2 protein-coding genes are annotated in these 23,747 nt (G+C 46.7%); both read right to left on the reverse strand.

From position 1 onward, the window contains the following. Window positions 1–11,738, reverse strand: an 11,738-nt coding sequence (gene bamB / locus OWN49_RS18055) for a bacillomycin D non-ribosomal peptide synthetase BamB (RefSeq protein ID WP_270908866.1), incomplete at its 3' end; no start/stop codon positions are given. A gap of 44 nt (window positions 11,739–11,782) precedes the next feature. Further along, window positions 11,783–23,731, reverse strand: coding sequence for a bacillomycin D hybrid PKS/NRPS BamA (bamA, locus tag OWN49_RS18060; protein WP_176283349.1), 11,949 nt, complete (start codon window positions 23,729–23,731; stop codon window positions 11,783–11,785). Between the last annotated feature and the right edge of the window lie 16 nt (window positions 23,732–23,747).

Below are 23,747 nucleotides of genomic sequence, written 5' to 3' on the forward strand. Positions count from 1 at the left end.
TCCCGATCCAGAGCTCCATCGGCCCTCATGACACTCGGCATGTTGTAGCTCAGCTCTCCGCCTTTCAGCTGATTCAAAATGTACAGCCGTTTTTGCGCCGAGGAGACGGCATAGTATTCTTTTGCGTCAACGGCCGGGATAGATGTATATGCTGTGTGTTTCATTCCGGTAATCGTTTCTGCCATTTCTTCAATTGTTGGCGACCGGAACACTTCCCGCAGCGGCAGGCTGACCCCCATCACTTTGTGCAGCTTCGCCGTCAGAGTCGTTGCCCGCAGCGAGTGACCGCCGATGTCGAAGAAGTTATCTTTCACGCCGATACGCGGAAGTCCAAGCACCTCTTTCCAGATATGCGCCACCTGCGCTTCCGCCGCTGTACGGGGAGCAACGTATTCGCCCCCTGTTTGCACGCCTCCTTCTGGTGTCGGCAATGCTTTGCGGTCGACTTTTCCGTTTGCCGTGAGCGGAATCGATTCAACAAAAGCCCATTTCACGGGAATCATATAGTCAGGAAGGTTTTTGGCCAGATCTTTCCGTAATGCTGAAGGATCAGTCGCTTTTGAGACGCTGCAGTACGCGCACAATTCATTTTCACCCAAAGCGTTTTTTTGAATAAGGACGGCTGCTTCTCTCACCGCCGGGTGATTGGCCAATATGACCTCAACTTCTTTCGGTTCGATCCGGTAGCCCCTTATTTTCGCCTGATCATCAATGCGGCCGATGTATTCGATTTGCCCGTCCTCACGCAGCCTTGCCAAATCTCCGGTGCGGTACATAACGGCTCCCTCTCTGAACGGATCAGGCAAAAATTTCTCTCCCGTTAAAGCCGGGTTATTCGCATAGCCTCTCCCGGTATTTGCTCCGGAAATATACAGTTCTCCCGCAATGCCCAAGGGCTGAAGCTGTTTGTTCTTGCTGATGACATACATATTGTTATGGCATATCGGTTTTCCGATCGGCGGAAATTCAGGAATATCATCTCCCGGTTGAATGGTATACGTCGACACCACATGAGTTTCTGACGGACCGTAATGATTGTGCAAATGCAAGCCGTGGGTGCGGAGCACTTGCTGAAATAAACGGGATACTGTCAATTGTTCTCCTGCTGTAATCAAATGCTTCACACAGCGCGGAAATGAATATGCATAGCTCTCTTCGCTAAAAAGCATTTTGGCAAAAGCAGTCGGGAAAAAGACGATGTCCGTCTGATGTTTATTAATAAACGAAAACAGCTGAGCCGCGTCCCGCTTTATTGATTCCGGCACGATGTGGAGTGTGCCGCCTCTGAGCAGGGCTGAAAACAGCTCTTGATAGCAGACATCAAATGCCGGAGATGCGTATTGAAGCACATTGGTTTTGAAATCGATGCCTGAGTTTGTAAATTGGTCATACAGCAAATTGGCCATATTTCTATGTTCAAGCAGCACACCCTTCGGTTTCCCCGTCGTTCCTGATGTATAAATAACGTAAAGCAGATCCTCCGCTGTGTTTATCGTCTGCACATTGCTCCCGTCCGGTTCTGTCACCGCTTCTTCTATGAATGTGACAATCTGCGTTGCTGCCTCGGGGACTGACCGGTCTTTCTCTGTTACAACATGAGTGGAGCTGCTGTTTTCAATGATATAGCGGATTCGTTCGGCAGGATGGCTCGGATCAATCGGAACAATGGCACCGCCCGCTTTTAAAATGCCTAAAACAGCAATCGCTAATGATGGTGAACGCCCGGCGATCACAGCCACCGGCTCCTGATGCTTCACACCTCGCTTACGGAGAATCCGCGCCAGTTTATTGGCTGTTTCGTTCAGCTCTTTGTAAGAAATCTCCGCCCCTTCGTATTGAACTGCGATTTCTTGCGGCGTTTGTGCCGCCTGGCGTTCAAACATAGTATGAATCGTTTCGTATTCAGGCTTCTCTGTTCCCCCGGAAAGCGGAGTGAGCAGCTGTTCTTTTTCTTGCTGCGTCAGAAGTTCCATTTCTTCTATTTTGACAGACGGCTGCTGCAAAATTTGGTGAATGAGCTGTTCAAAATGTCCGCGAATCCGCTCTGCCTCTGATTGTCCATATTCATTTTGGTTGAAATCAAAATGAACGGTGAGTTGTTCGCCAGGGATGACAACTACATTAAAATCGTAATGGGTATGTTCTTCTATATGGAAATTCACGATATTTAAATCCGCAGCATCATGGCCCTTTTCGACTTGCTGCTCTATCGGATAATTTTCAAAGATCAGTATATGATCAATTAAGTTTTGCTTTTGTTCCGTTTGGGCCTGAATTTCGTATAAAGGATAGGTATCGTATGATTGGGAAGCCAGAGCGTTTTGTTGAACCATTTGCATCGTATCAGCAAAAGTGCTGTCCTCATCGCAGCGGATGCGAACCGGAATGGTATTGATGAACAGGCCGATCATCTGTTCTACATCAGGAATTTCCGCCGGCCTTCCCGACACGACACTGCCGAAGACAACGTCTGCGGACCCGCTGTATTTCTGTAATAAAACTCCCCATAACGTTTGGATCAACGTGTTTAATGTAACCTGATGCTGATTTGCGATCTGCTGTAATTGTTTTGTCTGTTCGTGATCAAATCGGCAGATCACATTGGCATAGGCGTATTCTTTTTGTTCATGCTGCTCTATTTTATGAAGAAGCGTGGTTTCACCTGTATATCCTTCAAGATACCCGCTCCAGTACCGCTTTGCCGCTCCCTGATCTTGGCGGTCAAGCCACTCGATATAGTCGCTGTAAGGAGCTGCCGATGACGGTTCTGGTTCCCTGCCTTCCTGTAAGGCGCGATAATGATCAAACACTTCCTTCGTGATAAGAGACAGGCACCAGCCATCCATCACAATATGATGGAAGCTCCAAATCAAATGATATTTGCGGTCTTCCATACGGAAAATCGCTATGCGCATCAGCGGATCCCGAGCCAAGTCAAATCCTTTTGCCTTATCTTCTCTTTGATAGGCTGCGATTGCATCCTCTCTCAGGTGCTCCTCTATACCACGCAAATCTGCAAAATGAATTTGCGGTGTTTGCGTTTTATAGACAATTTGTAAAGGAGTATCGTTCCAGCCGCTGTAAAAACGGGTTCTGAGCACGGCGTATGTTTCAAATAATCGTTCAAGGCTTGCTTTAAACCAATCAATCTTTAACTCTCCCTGCAAATCGAACGATGCTTGTTCAAAATAAGAACTTGAGGCCTCGTCCAGCAGGCTGTGGAAGAGCATTCCTTTCTGCATCGGAGTGAGCGGATACACGTTTTCAACCTCACCTGCATGCGGCAGTTGAATGAGGAGCTGATCCAATTCGTCAATGGACATGCCTTTTAACAAAATATCGCTTGGCGTCAGTTCCGATTGTTCTTTATGGACGCAATGCGTAATGATTGTCCGCAGGCGGCTTTGAATCGTTTCCGATAACCGCATGATCGTTTCTTTTGCGTACTGTTTGCTGCTGTAGCTGATCGTAAGCTTCAGCCGGCCGTCGGTGATCATTCCGTTTATATTCAATACATACGGTCTTTCTTGATCTCCGCTTGAGTCTGAACCGCAAGAATAAGAAGATAATTGAACCCCATGCTGCTGTAAATCTTGGTCAAACTGTCCCAGGTAGTTAAAGCTGATCTCAGGATTGAGTTTCGATGGCATTCCGCCGCTTAAGTACCTTGCTATTCCATATCCGATCCCTTTATGCGGAATTTGGCGCAATCCTTCTTTGGTCGTCTTGATATAATCAGAGATCTCTTTGCCCGGATGCGCGTGCAGCACAACCGGATACAGACTTGTAAACCACCCGACCGTGCGGGAGATATCTATATCTTGTATAATCTGTTCTCGGCCGTGTCCCTCTAAATGAATCGGAATTTGTTCCAGTCCTGACCAATGCGATATGGAAAGACCCAGAGAAGTTAAGAGCAAATCGTTTATTTCCGTGTTATAAGCGCGATTCGCTTGTTTTAATAGCAGCTCCGTTTCCTCTTTCGTCCATTCCACAGTTGCTGTTTCACTGTCTTTTGCAGTTGTATGGGTTTCATGAAAATCTTTAGGCAGCGGTTTGACTTCGGTTTGTTCGATCTTTGTCCAATATTCCTGTTCCTGTTTTATGGTTTCACTTTGCGCATATTCTGAAAGTCTCTTAGCCCATAATTGGAAAGAGTCTGTTTTTTGCGGCAGTTGAATCACTCGCCCGTTCTCGGCTTGCTTGTAGCCGCTAACGATATCTTCCAGTAAAATGCGCCATGAAATCCCGTCTATAATCAAATGATGGATGGCAATGAGCAGATGATCTCCATTTGCGCATTGAAACAACCCGGCTTTCATTAACGGCCCATCACTTAAACGCATACTGCTTTGTATCTCATCAGCTTTGGCTTCAATTGTCCGTCCCGGATCGGAATCTTCTTTCAGATTCAGGACTTCTAAGCGGTACAGTCCGCTTTGGGCGATTTCTTCATTCTGTGCCTCGCAGCCATTTTCCGTAGTCCGGAACGTCATGCGGAGCGCATCGTGATGTTCAGCAAGCTTTTGCAGGGTTTGACGAAGCTGCGTTTCCTGAAAACCTTCCGGCGCATGCAGCATGACGGCTTGATTATAATAATGCTGATCTGTCGTTATGTGATCAAAGAACCAATGCTGAATAGGAGTCAGGCTGACTTTTCCTTTGACCTCACCTTGATCGGCTATACGCAGATTCTGCTTGATATGCGGACTCAATTCTGCAATTGTTGCATATTGAAACAAGTCTTTGATTTCCATTTTGTATCCTTGCTGATTTAATCTGGAGGATACTTGAATGGATTTAATGGAATCTCCGCCAAGGGCAAAGAAATTATCAAGAATACTGACGTTTTCAGCGCCTAATACCGATTCCCAGGCAGAAACTAATATTTCTTCCGCTTTTGTTCGGGGAGCTTTATACTCTGCTCTGTCCTGCAGCTCGAAATCCGGAGCCGGCAGCCCTTTTTTGTTTATTTTTCCGTTAGAAGTTAAAGGCATTTCATCAAGCTCGATAAAATAAGCCGGAACCATATAACTTGCAAGGGTATGAGACAATTGTTTCCGGAGCCGGGCAGCCGTTGTTTGCCCGCCGCTTACGTAATATGCACACAATTGTTTAAACCCGTGGACATCCTCTCTGGCTGTAACGACAGCTTCCTTGATCGCTTCTTCTTGAAGCAGTGCCGCCTCGATCTCGCCTAATTCGATACGATAGCCTCTGATTTTCACTTGTTCATCTATTCTGCCCGCATATTCAATGTTTCCGTCCGCCAGCCACTTCGCCAAATCTCCGGTCTTATACATCTTCGCTCCGGGTTCAAACGGGTCATCGACAAATTTCTCTGCCGTTAATTCGGGACGATTCAAATATCCTCTTGCCACACCGGCGCCGCTGATATAGATTTCTCCCGGCACTCCGATCGGTGCGGGTTTCATATTCTCATCAAGAACGTAAATGCTCGTGTTTGCCGCAGCGGTTCCGATCGGTACCGATTCCCGTCTGTCCTTTGCGGCATCATAACGGTAAATCATGCAGCCGACAACGGTTTCCGTCGGTCCGTACTCATTGCATATTTCAACCCGGCCTTCGAACTGTTCATGAATGCTGCGGGCTAACCGGGTGCTTAAGTTTTCCCCGCCCACAATCATTCTTCGGACAGCCGTTTGATCGGCAATGTTCATTTCTTTCAAAACCTGCAAATGGGCCGGAGTCAATTTAATGATATCCACCCTCGGGTCCCTCACAATCGATTCAAGCAGAGCTGTTTTATCTTCTCCGTCATAGACGATGATTGCATTTCCTGTGACAAGCGGCGTGAAAATAGAAGTCACCGTCAGATCAAAAGAAATTGACGAATACAATGGGAAGTTGGCTTTCTCGCCTTTTACATAAACCTCTTTCGCCCACCAAATATAATTGGTCAAGCCTTGGTGCTCGATTAGTACGCCTTTTGGCCGGCCTGTGGAACCTGACGTATAAATGACATATGCCAAATGGCTCACATCATTTATCGGAGCAAGGTCAGAGCCATCTTGGTGATAAGAACTTTCATCATCAAGTAAAACCGTGACGCCTTCATAGGCGAGCTGTTTCCTGACGTCCCGCTGCATTAAAACGATTCCGGCTTGGGAGTCATCCAGCATATACCGGATGCGGTCTTGCGGATATTCCGGATCTATAGGGACATAGGCTCCGCCTGATTTTAAAACGGCAAGGATTCCGACCACCGATTCGATGCTGTTTCTTGTGATGATGGCTACAGGCTGATCCGTCTGGACTCCTTTCGCTCTTAACGTTCGCGCCAGTCGGTTGGCCCGCTTATTGAGCTCTCCGTACGTGAGCTGCCTGTCCTTATCAATGACGGCTGCTTGATCGGGCGTACGCTGCGATTGCTCTTCAAATAATTGATGAACCGGCGTCTGCGGAAACGGCGCGGCCGTGTCGTTAAGCGTCTGCAGAAGGGTTCTTCTTTCGCCTTCCGTTAACAATTCCGCTTGATCCACCCGGATATCCGCATCTGTCACGCCTTGATGCAGGATTTGCATGAAATGTTCCCGAACCCGCTCTATGCTTGCACGATCATACACATTTGCATTGTATTCAAAAGAGATGTTCATCTCGTCGCCCGGTATAACGGTCAAATTAAAATCGTAGTTGGTCTGTTCTTCCATTTGCACGTTGGAAATTTTGATGGATGTTCCGTTTTGGCGGCCTATGCTTTCCATATACTGATCAACCGGATAATTTTCGAATATCATTAAATGTGTAATTAAATCTTGCTTTTGCGTTGTACGCGCTTGAATATCGTACAGCGGGTGCGTCTCAAATTGTTGAGACGCTACAGCCCTTTCCTGCGCCTCTTTCATAAGCTCGGCAAACGTTGTCCCGGCTTCACACCGGAACCGGACGGGAATGGTGTTAATGAATAAGCCGATCATGGTTTCCACGTTTGGAATTCCAGCAGGTCTTCCGGATACAACACTTCCAAACACAACGTCCCGGCTGCGGTTATATTTCTGCAGCAAAACCGCCCATGCCGTCTGCAGCAGCGTGTTCAGCGTGACATGATGCTCGCCTGCCGTCCGCTTCATTTTTGAAGTGAGATCGGAGCTTATGTCACACGTCACTTTTTCAGGAACGTATCGTCCGTCTTCCGCTGCATGGTGATCCTTAGGAAGGCCGGTTTGCTCCTCATATCCCTCTAAGTATTGATCCCAATAAGCCGTGGCCTTTTTCGCATCTTGCCGGCCGAGCCATTCAATATATTGACTGTACGGAGTAATTGATGATTGTTCAGGCTGCTTTTGCTGAAGCAAGGCAAAGTAATTCTCGAATATTTCTTTTGTAATCAGCGGCAGGCACCAGCCGTCCATCAAAATATGGTGGAAGCTCCAGATAAAACGGTATGTCTTTTCATCCGTACGAAGGATGAATAGCCGCATTAACGCGCCTTTTTCTAAGTCGAACCCCCGCATCTTATCTTCTCTGGCATACTGCTGAATCATCGCTTCTTTTTGTGATTCCTTCATCTCTCGTATGTCATTGAATTGAAAACCGATTTTTTTCGTTTTGAATATAATTTGGAGCGGCTGATCCTTCCAGCCTCTGTAAAAATTCGTGCGGAAAATATCATATTTTTGCGATAAGCCGTCCAAGCTTTTTGAAAATGAATCAATCTCCAGATCTCCATGCAGATCAAACATCGTTTGCTGAAAATAAGCACCTGAATTCGGATCAAATAAGCTGTGAAACAGCATGCCCTTCTGCATCGGCGTTAATGGATAAATATTTTCCGCTTCGCCTAATTCACGCGTCTGCTCCAAAAGCTGTTCCAGTTCGTCGATTGAGATATCTTTTAACAGGATGTCACTTGGTGTGAGAGAAGTCTGCTGCCGGCTTACGCAATGCGCAATGACTTCTTGCAGACTTTCTTTCAACCCTTGGGCAAATTGCGCCATAGTAGATCTTTCGTATTGTTTGCTGCTGTAGCTCAGTGTCAGTGATAATGTCCCTTCGGCAATCATGCCGTTCAAATCAAGCACAGCCGTTCTCTCTTGATTTTCGTTCATCGATAACCCTGTGGAATATGGCGATATGCGCAAAGCCTGATGCTTCAGGTCTTGGTCAAATTGTCCCAAATAGTTAAACGATATCTCCGGATTCAGCTGCAGGCTGTCGGCTTCCGGGTGCCCGGATATATATTTGATGATGCTGTAATTCATTCCTTTATCAGGGATGCGGCGCAGCCCTTCTTTTACGATCTTGATCCGCTGCGACAGATCTTTTCCGGCTTCCATCCTCAGGACGACAGGGTACTGGCTTGTGAACCATCCTATCGTGCGGGAAATGTCAGCATCCGGAATAATCGGTTCTCTCCCGTGGCCTTCCAAATTCACGACAATGTCTTCCGTGCCTGTCCACTTGTGAACGGCCAGCCCTAACGAAGTCAGCAGCAGATCGTTGATATCCGTGTTGTAGGCGCGGTTCGCTTGTTTTAATAATTGCTCCGTTTCCTCTTTTGTCCATTGAATCGTCACTTCTTCGCTGTCACTTAATAACGATCCTTCGCTGATAGTGTCCTTAGGCAATGGCTGAGGCTTTATGCTTGAAAGCTCAGTCCAATAAGCAATCTCCTCTTTCATGTCGGTTTCCGCCACATATTTGGACAATTGATCGGCCCAGAATGGAAACGAATCTGTTTTTTGCGGGAGCTGGATCGTTTGTCCGCGTTCTGCCTGCTCATAACCGCTTGCAAAATCTTCGAGCAAAATACGCCAGGATACTCCGTCAATCAGCAAATGATGAATTGCAATCAGCAAATGATCTCCGTCCGGACATTGGAACAAACCGAGCTTCATCAATGGCCCTTTGTCTAATACCATGCTGCTTTGAATCTCATTCGCTTTATCGGCAATCGCTTGAGCCGGATCGGTTTCCCCTTTATAATTCATCACTTCCAGATGGTATAGTTCACTTTCATCTGTTCCTGTAATTCGCGGAGCGTATCCATCCGGCGTTTTTTCAAAAATCATCCTCAAGGCATCGTGATGCGACGCGATCTGTTCCATCGTCCGGCGAAGCGGAGCCTCTTTAAAGCATTCCGCCGAATATAACATGACGGCCTGATTGTAATGGTGTGCATGCGGCATGTTTTGTTCAAAAAACCAATGCTGAATCGGGGTCAGCTTGGTTCCGCCATTCACTTCTCCTTGATCAGCCACCCTGCTGACCGGCGCTACAAACTGACTAAGTTCAGCAATCGAGGGGTGTTTAAACAAATGCTTCATATCAACCTTGTATCCGGCTTGATACAATCTGGATGACACCTGAATTGACTTAATCGAATCTCCGCCAAAATCAAAGAAATTATCCAGAATTCCTATACGTTCTGCCCCTAATACTTCTTGCCAGATAGACGCCAGCAGTTCTTCTATTGTGTTCCGCGGGGCTATGTATTCGTATTCCGCCCGCGTATTTTCGTCAGCAGCAGGCAAAGCTTTCAGATCAATCTTCCCATTGGAAGTGAGCGGAATGCGTTCCAATGGGATAAAGCGGGAGGGAATCATATAATTCGGCAGTTCCCGGGATAATTCTTTTCTGAACTGCGCAGCGGTCAAAGAAGGCTCACCGACATAATAGGCATACAATTGTTTGGCCCCGTCTGCGTCTTCACGCGCGACGACTGCGGCTTCACGAACGTTTTCCAGATTGAACATGGCTGCCTCTACCTCGCCGATCTCAATCCGGTAGCCGCGAATTTTCACTTGATGATCAATCCGCCCTAAATATTCGATTCTTCCATCCGGCAGCCATCTGGCGAGATCCCCAGTTTTATACATCTTTTGACCAGGGACATGCAGATGCTCCACAAATTTTTCCTCCGTCAATTCAGGACGATTGAGGTAGCCGCGGGCCACTCCCGCTCCTCCGACATACAGCTCTCCCGGTACGCCGATCGGCTGGATTTGATGGTGCGCTCCTAAAATATAAGCTTGATGGTTGGCCACCGGGTTGCCGATTGTGATCTGTTCATCAGCGGACTGAACAGGGTGAAATGTAGATACCACGCTGTTTTCTGTCGGTCCGTATTCATTATTGATCCGAATGCGAGGCTGCAGAGAATGGAGCTTCTCAACTGTATCTGTTTCCAGCTGCTCACCGCCTACAACAACATGCTGAACATGGATGAAGTCCTCTGTGTTCATCTGTTCGATCATCGTTTTCAGAAGACGGGGAGAAGTTGAGAAATGAGTAATTCTCTCTTGTTTTATGGCATTTTGAATGGCGAAAGTTTCTTTATTCTCTTCATTAGGCAATAGGTGCAAAGTTGCCCCCGAGATGAGCGGGCCGAAGAAATTTAAAATGAACGCATCAAAAACATACGGGTACAAGACAAGCACGCGATCCGCCGGAGAATGCTTAAAAAACGCCTTCTTCCATTGGAGCGAATTCACAATGCCGCCGTGTTCAACCATGACTCCTTTCGGCTTTCCTGTTGTACCCGACGTATAAATGACATAGGCTAAATGGCTGTGTCCCGCTACTGGTGATAACAATGAGCTATCGGCATGGTATGATGTTTCATCATTCAAATCAATCTCCGGGCCATCAAAGGAGAGACTGTTTTTTAAATGACGCTGAACAAGGAGAACGTCTGCATCCGCATCATGAAGCAAATATTGAAGCCGCTCTTTTGGATATTCAGGATCCAGGGGCACATAAGCGCCCCCTGCCTTCCAAACGGCTATAATGGATACGATCATCTCTAATGAACGATCGGCGAGAATGGCGACTAACGTATCGGGTTGAACCCCGCAATTACGCAATGTTCTTGCCAAACGGTTCGCCTTCTCATTCAGTTCCCTGTACGTCAAATGGTCGTTTTTAAACTTGACGGCCGCATGCTCAGGTGTTCTTTCTGTTTGCTCTTCAAATAATTGATAGACTGTTCTGCTCCCGGAGAAATCTCTGACGGTATCGTTAAAATCAAACAATAGCTTCTGTTTTTCCGCTTCCGGTAAGATCTCTGCCGTGTGGATCGCGGCTTGAGGCTGAAACAGGATCACAGACAGCAGCTGATCCAAATGGGATACAATTTGATTGATATAGCGCTCATCGTACAGGTTGCCGTTATAAAAAAGCTTCAAATGAATCCCGTTGTTCTCCAAATCAAAGTGAAACAGCGTATCGGCTGCAGTATCTTCTTTAAATTGCAAGGAATGAATTTCGTTAAGCGAAACGACGGTATGAATCAACGGCAGATGCTCGTCATTGTATTGCACGCTCAGATGCTGAACCATTTTTCTAAACGGCAGGTTTTGATTTTTCAGAGAATCATTAACGGCTTCTTTCAGCTGTCCGAATACGGTTTTAAATGTACTCTCGTTTGAAAGCGTATTTTTTAAGAGGACAATGTTGTTAACGGCTGACTGGCCGGCTTTTTGCTTCGATACCGTCGGAATGCCAAGAATCAGGCTCGTTTGATCCGTATATTTATATAACAAGCATTCAATACCCGCCAATAAAATCAGATAGGCCGCCATATCGGAATGATTCGCCATTGTCATGATTCTTTGAGATACTTCCGGAGAAAAGGAACGGCAGATGCATTTTTCCTGGTAGCCGGTACGGGCCAACGACGCTTTATCCGCTGCTTTAAAGTAAGGGAATGCGCTTAGTCCGTCTTCTTCATCAAACAGGTTTTCCCAGTACGTTTCTTGGTTTTTAAATACCGACATTGGAGCACCTCATTTTATATAATTTAAAGAAATAATGCTTTTCCCTAAAAGTTCAATTGAATAGAATCAAGCGCGTTCTCTTCTTCCTCATTGCTGCCGCTCAATCCGATATGTTCGATTAGAATGCTTGGCTGTTCCAAAATCGCCGATAGGATGTGTAAGTAGTCGTTTGATAAAACCTCGATTCTGCTTTTCTTAAACAGTTTTTTCGAATATTCAAACAGTCCGTGATAGTTGTCGCGGTCCGCCTGAATCGACAAGGTCAAATCGAATTTCGCAACCGGATGATGAAATGGATACGGCTTGAGTTGAAGAGAATCGAAAGTCAATTCAGCATGATCGAGATTTTGCAGCACAAACATCGTATCGAATAAAGGATTGCGGCTTGAATCTTTTGGAAGATGCAGATGCTGAATTAATTCTTCCAACGGATAGTCTTGATTTTTATAGGCGTTCAGCATGTTTTCTTTTACTTCGTTTAAGTAGGCATCAAATGTTTTACGGCCCGCCGGGTGATTGCGAATGACTAACGTATTGACGAACATTCCCACGACCAGCTCTACATCCAAATGAGTCCGCCCGGCAGATGGCGTTCCTACGATAATATCTTCTTGTCCGCTGTATTTGGATAAAAGAATCGTATAGGCTGCCAATAAAATCATATACAGTGTTGCTCCTGTGTCTTCTTTCATTTGGCTTAAACGCTGTTTCAAGTGTTCTGGTATAAGAAATTCAAATGATTCGCCTTCGTAATCGCGTATGGCAGGTCTCTCATAATCCGCAGGCATATCCAGTACAGGAATATCACCGTGAAACTGATCCAGCCAATACGCTTCCTGGCTCTTGATGTTCCGTTTCTGAATGTCCGATTGCTGCCAAACTGCAAAGTCTTTATATTGAATAGAGAGCGGGTCCGGTTTGTTCCCCTCGTAGATTCGGCTTAAATCTTTCATCAGAATATTGACGGACACACCGTCAGAAATGATATGATGCATATCAACCACAAGCACGTGCCGCGCAGGTTCAATTTCAATCAGTCCGGCCCGCATCAGCGGCGGTTTGGCTAAGTCAAACGCTTTGATGAAATCAAGCACACGGTCTTCCGCTTCTTCTTCGCTTGCTTGAATCCGTTCTATCGTAAAGTCGACGTTCTGATGAATACGCTGTGCCGGCTCGCCTTCATATAAATCAAAGCTGGTCCTCAACGATTCATGACGCGCGATTAATTTTCGGAAAGCGGCGTTTAACCGTTCGGGATCGATCGTCCCTTCCACATTCATGGCACCCGTCATATTGTAAGTCAGCTCGCCGCCTTTTGTGTGACTTAACAAATACATCCGCCTCTGAGCTGAAGAAACCGGATAATATGGCATTTCCTTTGCAGCCGGAATCGGTACATATCGATTTTTGTCCATGTGTAACGCCTTGTCAGCCAATTGTTCAATGGTAGGAAACTTGAATATGTCTTTGAGAGACAGATTCACATCCAGCTCTTTGTGAATTCTGGCGGCTAAGGCAGCCGCTCGGATGGAGTTGCCTCCGAGATCAAAGAAATTATGTTTGATCCCCGCTTGGCTTATTCCGAGCACTTCCTTCCATAAATCTGTCAGTTTGGACTCCGTCTCATTACCCGGCGGAACATATTCAGCTGTCTGCTGCAGACTCGCTTCTGGTGCAGGCAGTGCCTTACGGTTTATTTTCCCGTTGGACGTTAACGGCATATGCTCCAGATGGACAAAATAGGACGGAACCATGTAGTCCGGAAGCTCCGATGACAATTGTTCCCTAAGCTGCGCAGCCGCTATAGGCTTGCCGCTTACGTAATACGCGCATAATTGTTTTAAGCCGTCTTCTTCTTCTTTCACCGTAACCGCGGCTTTTTGCACCGCTTCCGCGTTATGCATTGCTGCTTCAATTTCACCAAGCTCGATTCGGTATCCCCTGATTTTGACTTGTTCATCAACGCGCCCGATATATACAAGATTTCCGTCCTTCAACCGCTTAGCCAAATCCCCTGATTTGTACATCTTCGCTCCCGGGACATACGGGTTTTCAACAAATTTCTCTGCCGTTAAATCCGGACGGTTCCAATACCCTCTGGCAACACCCGGTCCGCTGATATATATTTCGCCGATTACCCCGATCGGAACCAGGTTTCTGCTTGCATCGGCCACATAAATATCCGTGTTGGCAGCCGGAGTGCCGATCGGTACAAATTCCCGCTTGTCCCGTTCTGCGTCGAAGTGATAAATCATACATCCGACGACAGCTTCCGTCGGTCCGTATTCATTGAAAATGTCCAGCCGGCCTTTAAACTGCTCGCTGACACTTTTGGCCAGACGGGTGCTTAAATTTTCTCCGCCGACAATCATTTTCCGTATTGCCGTGCCGCCAGCGATATTCATCTCCTTGATGACGTGCAGATGTGCCGGGGTCAATTTGATCATGTCTATTCTTGAGTCCCGCATAATCTCAGAAAGCACAGCGCTTTTATCTTCGCCGTCAAAGACAATGATGGTATTTCCCGTAACCAGCGGTGTAAATATCGAGGTCACAGTCAGATCGAAAGAGATGGAAGAGTATAATGGGAAGTTGGTTTTCTCACCTCTTACATAAACCTCTTTCGCCCACCAAATATAATCAGCCAGTCCCTGATGCTCAATGAGGACACCTTTTGGATTTCCCGTGGAACCTGACGTATAGATCATGTAGGCCAAATCATGCGCATCGCTGTCCGATTCAAGATTCGAGTGATTCTCATGGTATGAGTTTTCCTCATCCAAAAGCACAACGTCACCATCATACGGTAATTGATCCAGCAGGCTGCGCTGTGTCAACACAACCTCCGCCCTTGAATCTCTCAGGATATATTGGATCCGATCTTCCGGATATTCAGGATCAATGGGCACGTATGCGCCGCCGGCTTTCAGAACAGCCAAAATTCCGACAATCAGTTCGATCCGATGCGGGCAGATGATGGCAACGAATTGATCCGCTTGTACGCCTTTTGTCCGTAACGTCCGCGCCAATCGGTTCGCCCGTTCATTGAGCTGTCTGTACGTATACCGCTCATTGCCAAAAATAACGGCTTCATGATCGGGACTCTGTTCTGCTTGCATTTCAAACCATCGGGTTACTGTTTCGTTATGCGGACACGGCGTCTTTGTGCCATTACACTCCGTCAGCAGTTGATGCCGTTCGGTTTCAGACAGCATAGGAACGGAAGACAATGTCATCTCCGGCTGCTCAACAAGACTGTTTAAAATGGCGGTATAGTGTTTGGTGATCTGTTCAATGGTGTCTTTTGTGAATCGTCCCGGTTTATAATCAAAATGCATCTCTATCTGTTGACCGGCATCTTCGATTGTGAGCATCAAATCATACAAAGAGACCCCTGGATTTCGTTCTTTCACTTTAAATGTACATTCATTGTGCCGGATTTCATGAAATTCAATGTTTTGAAACACAAACATCGTGTTAAACATAGACTGTCCGGTTGTTTCCCGCTGCACATTTAATTTCTCCACAAGCCGGTCGAATGGATAGTCTTGGTTTTCGAAAGCGTCAAGCGTCTGCCGCTTTACTTCTTCCAGATAATCCGTAAACGTTCTATTGGCGTGCGGCTTCGTCCGGATTCCAATGGTTTGTATGAAAATACCGATGATCTTTTCGATATCCGGATGATTTCTTCCTGAAGCAGGCGTGCCAACGACAATGTCTTCTTGTCCCGTATATTTATGAAGCAGCACATTATAGGCGGCCAGAAGCACCGTATAGAGAGTGGTTTCCGCCTTTTGCGCCAAATCTTGAAGCGAACGGATGACATCCGGCTGTAAGGAGCATGTCACACGCTGTCCCTCAGAAGACCGTTCTGCCGCTTTTGAACCGTCTGTCGGCAGGTTAAGGATGGGAATTTCGTCTTGAAATTGTTCCAGCCAATATGTCTCCTGCCGCTTCATAGCATCCTCATTCAGCCGTTGGTTTTGCCATTCTGCGAAATCTTTATATTCAAATTCAATGTCCGGTAATGGTTTCTGATGATATAAAGCCAGCAATTCATTTGTAAGGATGTTGACGGAATAACCGTCCGAAATGATATGATGCATATCGATGAGCAGTTCGGCCTGCTCGTTTTCAATCTTGATCAGCTCTGCACGAACTAACGGAGCTTGGTCCAGGCGGAACGGTTTTACAAACCGGTCTGAATAGGCATCAAATTCGTCCCGGCTCATTGTCCGGACATGAACGTTAAAATCAACTTCGTTTTCAAGTTTCTGAACGATATCGCCATCTATAATGTCGAAATACGTGCGAAACGCTTCGTGCCGCTGCATCACTTGTTGAAGAGATGAGATCAGGGCTTGCTCATCGTACTTCCCTGTTATTGATATTTGGCCGAACATATTTTGCGCCAGCTGATCCGGTTCCAGTTGGTGCAGGAAATATACTCTTTGCTGTGCCGGCGATGTCGGGTAATACGCTTTTTTCTCGGCAGCCTTCATCGGGAGGTGCACGACTTTTGTTTCGTTCTGAATGAAATGTGCTAATTCCTTAACAGTCTGGTGATTGAAAAATTGTCCGATGGAAACATTTTGATGAAATGTCTTCTGAACTTTGGAAAGCATAAGCGTCGCCTGGAGTGAGTTTCCTCCCAGAGCCAGGAAGCGATCTGATCTGCCGACCCGTTCAAGGCCGAAAAGTTCCTCCCAAATCCGCGCCAGCTGCCGCTCCGTTTCATTTACCGGCGCCTCGTAGGCTTCAGTGAAATTTGCTGTATTGCTTCCTATTGAAGAGACCCGCTTCTGGTGTTCGGCATAAAGTGCTTGTAAATCATGCTGTTCTTCATCGGAAAACAGCATCATGGCGTCAAGAGGGATTGAATCTCCCTCAACCATTTTTTGCAGCAATTTTGTAAAACCCGCTCCCCACTTTTTCATGATTTCCGGACTGATGACGTTCGTATTAAAGTCGAAATCAAGAACATATTCTTGATGCGCGTCTGTTATGTTAAGAAATAAATCATACAGGGTGCATTTTACCGGGTATGCAACGGGCTCCGCTTCCGCCTTTCCGAAATGCAGCTTTCGAAAAGGCCTGTCTAAATTAAAGATAATACGCATATCCGGCACTTGATCGTGCGGAAGCTCTCTGGCCACCAGTGTCATCGGGACGGCTTGGTGCCGCATTGCAAGATTCACGCTTTCTTTCATACTGCCAAGATAACCGGTTAAAGTGCTTTCTGAAGTAGACGTGTTCTTCACCGGAATCATATTGACGCAATTTCCAATCAGATCATGCTGTTTCATATGCGATTGACCTGCAGCGGGGACCCCGATCACAAGGCCTGACTGTTTGGTAAGCCGGTGCAGAAAAAGATGAAATGCACCCAGCATCGTCACAAATACGCTATTTTTCATCTGAATGCTTAATGACCTTAAAGCCTCGCTCAATGGCCGTCCAAGCCTGACGGTACACCGGTCTCCCTCATACCCCTTCGGATAACAGACAGAAGCTGCGCTCGGCAGAATTGGCTGCTGTATCGGTTCAGAGAAATGACGCCGCCAATAACGGACCCCTTCTTCATAATGGCCGCTGTCAATCTGTGCCTGCTGCCAGTCTAAGTATTGGCGAAACGAAACATCTGCCTCTTTCGGTGAAATTGGTTTTCCTTGTACAATTGCCGCGTAGTTGCTCTCCAGTTCTTGAACAAAAACGGCGATTGACCATCCATCGGCAATGATATGATGGAACGTGAGCACAATCAGATGTTCATTGTGAGCCGCAGTAAGCACATGGATTCTAAACAAAGGCTTTTGTTCATGGAAATGCAACGGCCGCTTGGCATCTTCTGTCAGCCATTTTTGAATTTCCGACTCCCGATGTTCATGCGGGTGACCGGTAAAATCAATGACTGGTATTTCTATATTCATCCGTTCCTGCACTTGCTGTACCTCGTCATCGGGATGAATCACCGTACGTAAAGCTTCATGACGGTCAACGATATGCCGGACGGCTTGTTTTAATGGCGTATGCTGCAGTTCGCCCTCCACTTTCAGCATAATGGACTGGTTTAAAGCGGCGGAAGCTTCATTCCCGTAATGGGATGCCATAACCAACTGCTTTTGTTCAGGTGAAAGCTCGCGCGTCCCGGACTTTTTACGGCCTCCGCCATCAGGGGAATCCGGGCCTTCCGGAATAAATCCGCCTCGGCGAAGATCCTCCACCGTGTCTTTCACCGCTTGAATAATATTTTCGATATCATCTGCGGTATGCGCGACGGACAAGAAGCAGTTGCGTCCTTCCCACACATAGACACCTTTATAGTTGAGATGGTAAAAGAACAAGTCATTATCAAGCGATGAGACAAACCGGAATAAAGAACCGAATCGAACCATGCGGATAGGCACTTGCGCTAGTTCGAAGCAGCGATTCAGCTCATCGACCAAGTAGGCTGTTTTTTGATTCAGCTGCTCATACAGATGTTCTCCCTCGGTTTGTAAATGACGAAGGACGGCTAATGACATTCTCATGGTAAGCGGATGAGTATTGAAGGTGCCGGCCACAAACGTGCGTTTCGCCTCGTCTTGCGGGTAGGAATCGTCCCCATACTGCCAGGTACCCCCGTCGATCGCATTCATGAACTCAGCTTTTCCGGCAACTACCCCTAACGGCTGTCCGCCGCCGATGATTTTTCCGTAGGTCACTAAATCAGCCTGAATGCCGAACCATTCCTGTGCGCCGCCGAGACCGATCCGAAATCCGGTAATAATTTCATCCATAATCAGAGCTGTTCCGGATTGCTGCGTGATCGCCCGCAATTCTTTCAAAAATGCCCGCGGCTGCAAATCCGGTCTGCGGCTTTGTACCGGTTCCACCAGTACGGCTGCCAATTCATCACCAAGACTGCGGATCACGTCCAGCGAATCGGGATTGTTGTAATGTAAAATAATCAAATCATCCATAAAGCTCTGCAGTATGCCCGGAGCCAGCGGATTCGCAGACGCAGCTCCGCCTTTTGTGCCGGCAACCCCTAATACGCCGTCAAACGTGCCGTGATAAGATCCCGAGAACGCCACGACTTTCTTTCTTCCTGTTGCTGCCCGCGCCAAACGCAGGGCAACCATGACGGCCTCTGTTCCGGAATTATAGAAAGCGACCCTTTCCACCCCGGTACATGTGCGGATCCGGTCGGCAACTTCACCGGCGACATCTGACATCGGGCCGAGCGGAGGCAATGATGAACGGGTTGAATCATCGATAACCTGTGTAATAAAGGAAGGATGATGCCCGAAAAGGTTAACTCCGAACCCCATGGTGATATCGATATATTCATTTCCGTCAATATCCCACATTTTAGAACCGTCAGATCGTTCGGCGATAATCGGGTATACGATTTCCTTCCAATACGAACGGAAGCTGGACAAGTTGCGGTTGTTTGCATGAGCAAATCGGGTGTTGTCTGTATATTGTTTGGAACCTTTCGTTTTATCTGCGTACTTCTTGATGAAATCTTCTAAGTATTGTTTTTGCCGTGCGGTATAGTGTCCCTGATCATGCAGGTTCTGAGGCTGGAAAGGAACATAGGGTTTCGCTTCTTGAGCCGCTTTCTTTTCTGCAGTGACGGCCGGAGGCCCCTGCTTGACAGAAGGAATTGATTTCTCTTGCGCTTTAGCGTATTCTTTCTCATCGGAATGATGTCCGCTGTTTCTCAACAAATTAAAGCTATTTAATTGAGCTTGCAAGGTATCCTGAATTAATTGATTCTGAGAAGCGATTATTTTTTCGAGCATATGCTCTTGATGACCTTCTCTGCGATCCGATTCAGACTGTGCTTCTGAAATGACCTGTATTTCCTGCGCCGGAACATTCTCTTGAGGCGGAGCGGATGCAAAGGACGATGGAACGGTCTCAGCCAAGTAATCTATGACACTTTGAAGGTTGTTCATCGTATCAAAAAAACGATCCATCGGGATGTCTGCCCCAAATTCGTCCGCGATGGCTTTTTTGACCTGTGACAGCATGATGGAATCCATCCCGAGCCCGATAAAATGAGCATTCAGATCGAGTTCCTCCGCTCTGATCCCCGAAGCATTGCTGATTACAGTTTTCAAGAAGGATTCAATGTGCGCCTTCGATTGATTGATATTCAATGCCGCTTCTCCTCTCTTTTCGTCCTCGTTTAAGCGCAATTGGTCAGCTTCAGCCCAGCATCGGCTCCGTTCAAACGGATACAGGGGCAATGGCGTCTTTTGTACAGTTTCACCGGAATAAAGCGCGCGCCAATCGATAACGGCTCCTTGCACAAATAATTCGGCGGCGCGATGCAGCCATGTGATCCGTTCATCTTGCGTACGTAAACGCTGCTTAATCAGTGCGGCTGCTTGTTTATTCAGCTCTTCTTTATGAGCGGGCAGCATTTCCTTCATATTCTTGTAGCCGATGTATACACCGGGAAGGTTTCTGTCTCCCTGAATCAGGCGGGTCAGCTTATCCGATAGTTCTTGTTTACCGGATACAATCATGGCAATGCCATGATCCAAATGAGCCCTGCCCGTACTGGCTGTATAGCAAATGGACTTTAATGAAGCTTGGCTGTCATCCGATACATATTGCCGGTACTGCTGTGCGAGTTCATAGAGTGATTTTTCAGTATGAGCGGATAAAACAAATAGGTGCGGCCCATGTTCATCCTCGGGCGCATACTTACTTTGAGAAATATATTCTTCCAATACCACATGAGCGTTCGTCCCGCTAAAGCCAAATGAGCTGACTCCGCCTCGCAGCGGCTCTTCACCGGATGTGAACGCTGCAGCTTCCTGGTTTACGTAAAATGGTGAAGAGTGAAAATGAATGAGCGGATTAGGTTCATTAAAGTGCACTAACGGCGGATTTTTCTTGTGATTCAGCATGAGGACAGATTTGATCAGCCCGACGATGCCTGCCGCTTCAAACAAATGACCGATGTTCGATTTAACAGAACCAATCGCACAAAATTGTTTTTTTGCCGTATACTTTTCAAACGCTTTACAAAGCCCGTTAAATTCAACCGGATCGCCGAGCTTCGTTCCGGTGCCATGCGCTTCGATGAAAGACAGTGTTTCAGGGGCAATGCCCGCGTCTTTCCAAGCCGTCTCAATGACCTCAGTCTGAGCTGCCGGATTCGGTGCTGTAATCCCGGCGGTTGTTCCGTCTTGATTCAGCGCGCTTCCCTTGATTACGCCGTAAATATGGTCTCCGTCGCGAACAGCATCCTGCAGAGGTTTTAGCAGGACTGCGGCCGCGCCTTCACCTGTGCCAGTACCGTCTGAATCTTTGCTGAACGTTTTCGTGTACCCGTCCGAAGATTCCATATCAAGTCCGATACAGATCGGCAAGAGCGATGTCCGGATACCGCCGGCAAGAGCCATTTCACAATCGCCGGATATTAAAGATTTACATGCCATATGAACCGCGGCAAGCGATGAGGAGCATGCCGTATCCACTGTGACCGCCGGCCCTTTTAAATTTAGGAAATAAGCGATTCGGCTGGCTAACACGGAAGGGAGATTGCCCACGATATATTGATGAAGCTCCTCCGGATAATTCGCAGAAAGGAGACGTTCATAATCGTAGCCCACCTTCGAGTACCCTGCATATACCCCGACACGGCTCCCGTTCATGCTGCCGCCGGCATAGCCCGCATCTTCAATCGCATGCCATACAGACTGCAAAAACAGTCTTTGGTTAGGGTCCATAAACTGAGCCGTTTTAGGAGCTAAACCGAAAAACGAGTAATCAAAGCGGTCGATTTCATCTAAATAGCCGCCCTTCACAAACTGATTCTCATTGATTTCGCTTTGGATGGACTTTAAATAATCCGCCGCATCTTTCAGCCGGGATGCAGGGTATTCTCGAATGCTGTGCTCACCTTTTTCAAGCAGATTCCAAAAATCACTTTTCGTTGATGCTCCTGGGACATTGAGCGACATCCCGATAATGGCGATATCTTTCGGCGTCACATGGCTTGGTTTCGCTGCCGCGTCCTGCTTGATTTCAGCCCGTCTTTCAGACAGATATGCCGCTAAATCAGTGATAGAAGGATACGTAAAGAGATCTGAAACAGCAAGCTCGCGTCCGAATTTCTGTTCTATGCGCTCGGCAATCTGCGATAACTGTAATGAATTTGCTCCCATATCAAAATAACTGTCAGCGAGGTGAACCTTTTTCCCATTGAGCACATCGGAAAAGATAGACAGTAATTCCGTTTCAATTTCATGAATGGGAGTCTGTCCGGATGTTTCCGGGCTGCTCTCCAAACATTCATTGATAGCGGCAGACTCTGTTGCAAAATTCCCTGCCTCATACTGTCTGGCAAGTTCGTAGCGTTTAACCTTTCCGCTGGTTGTTTTAGGGAGTTTTCGGATCGGAAGGACTTCTTTTATGCTCCAGCCGCCCCGCTTGAGCAAATGCTTTTTTATCTCTTTGACAAGCGGTGCGAATTTTTCAGGTGATTTTTTGTAAACAACAAAGAGCACGATTTCTCCGCTTTGTGTCTTTTGATCATATACACCGCAGGCGGCAACTCTTCCTAAGTCAACCTCTTCCATTTCAATCGCGACCCGTTCAATATCGTGCGGGTAGATATTTTTTCCGTTCACGAAAATAATGTCCTTTTCTCTTCCGGTTACGACTAAGTTACCACTTTCACTAATGAATCCGAGGTCTCCCGTTTTTACCCAGCCGTCAGAAGTCAGCGCTTTTTCCGTACTCTCGGGGTTGTTATAATACCCTTGAGTCACATTGTCTCCTTTGATCTGGATATGGCCGATGATTCCGTCTTCTACTCTTTCATTTACTTCATCGGAGATCCGAAGCTGACAATAGTCAATAGGTTGTCCCACTTCGACGAATGAAGCGCAATTTTGATCCTCTTTGCTTACTTTTACAGCTCTTTCACCAAGATTTAAATAGTCACGATGCAAATAAACGGGAACGAATTCTTTACCTAATTTAGAGAATGCTGCGCCGACCGACGCTTCCGCTAAACCGTAAACATTCAAAATGGCGGATCTTTTCAGATTGAATACTGCGCATCTTTTCAAAAATTCGTCACAGAGCTCCGGCAATATCGGTTCTGCACCGTTTGCGATGACCTTGATGTGGGATAAATCCCAGTCTGGTTCGTTTTTCAGAAATTTAAGGAAGTAGTTGTACCCGAAATTTGGAGAGGATAGAATACTGGCTTTATGTTCATGAGCTTTTTTCATCCAAAGAATAGGTCTGCGAATAAATAATTCTGTAGGCATTAGATTTTGATTGATTCCGGTTATGAAGGGAACAAGGTGGCAGGCGATGAGCCCCATATCATGCGTTAAAGGCATCCATGATAAGAAAGAGTCTTTCGAATGAACGGCTAGGGCATTCCCAATGGCGCACGTGTTATGTATTAAGTTGTGATGCGTTAACATGACTCCTTTTGGATCTCCTGTCGATCCTGAAGAAAATTGGATAAAGGCGAGTTCATCCGCATCAGGTTCATAAAACGAAGCGGGGTAATCGTAGGTTTGATCTTGAATGATGTCAGATTTTTCGTTTAATTGATGATGGAAATCCTGTAAATCGTGTTCTGCAGCATATTTCTTTATTTTGTCCAATACTTTTTCAGAGGCAATCAGAAACGGGTGATTTAATATGTTCCAAATGCGCCAGACCTTCAGCTTATGGTCATCATCTTCTCCGATACTGACCGGCACCGGGATCATTCCTCCTAATATACAAGCCCAAAAAGCAACGACAAATGATTTGTTTTCTTGGATTTGAAATACGATTTCCTGCTTCGGCTGAATGCCGATATGCTGTAAATAGCCAAGATACCCTTGCGCCTCTTCAAACAATTGGCGATAAGAGACAACCGTCTCGTTTTTATCGGATTCGATAAAACGGATCCCGCGGTCAGAGATATTGCTTCTTTCCCGAATGACATCTACTAAGGTTTGGAATTGACTGGTATACATAGGTCCCCTCCTGGGC

Source organism: Bacillus sp. NEAU-242-2 (assembly GCF_027853835.1).
Taxonomy (GTDB): domain Bacteria; phylum Bacillota; class Bacilli; order Bacillales; family Bacillaceae; genus Bacillus; species Bacillus velezensis.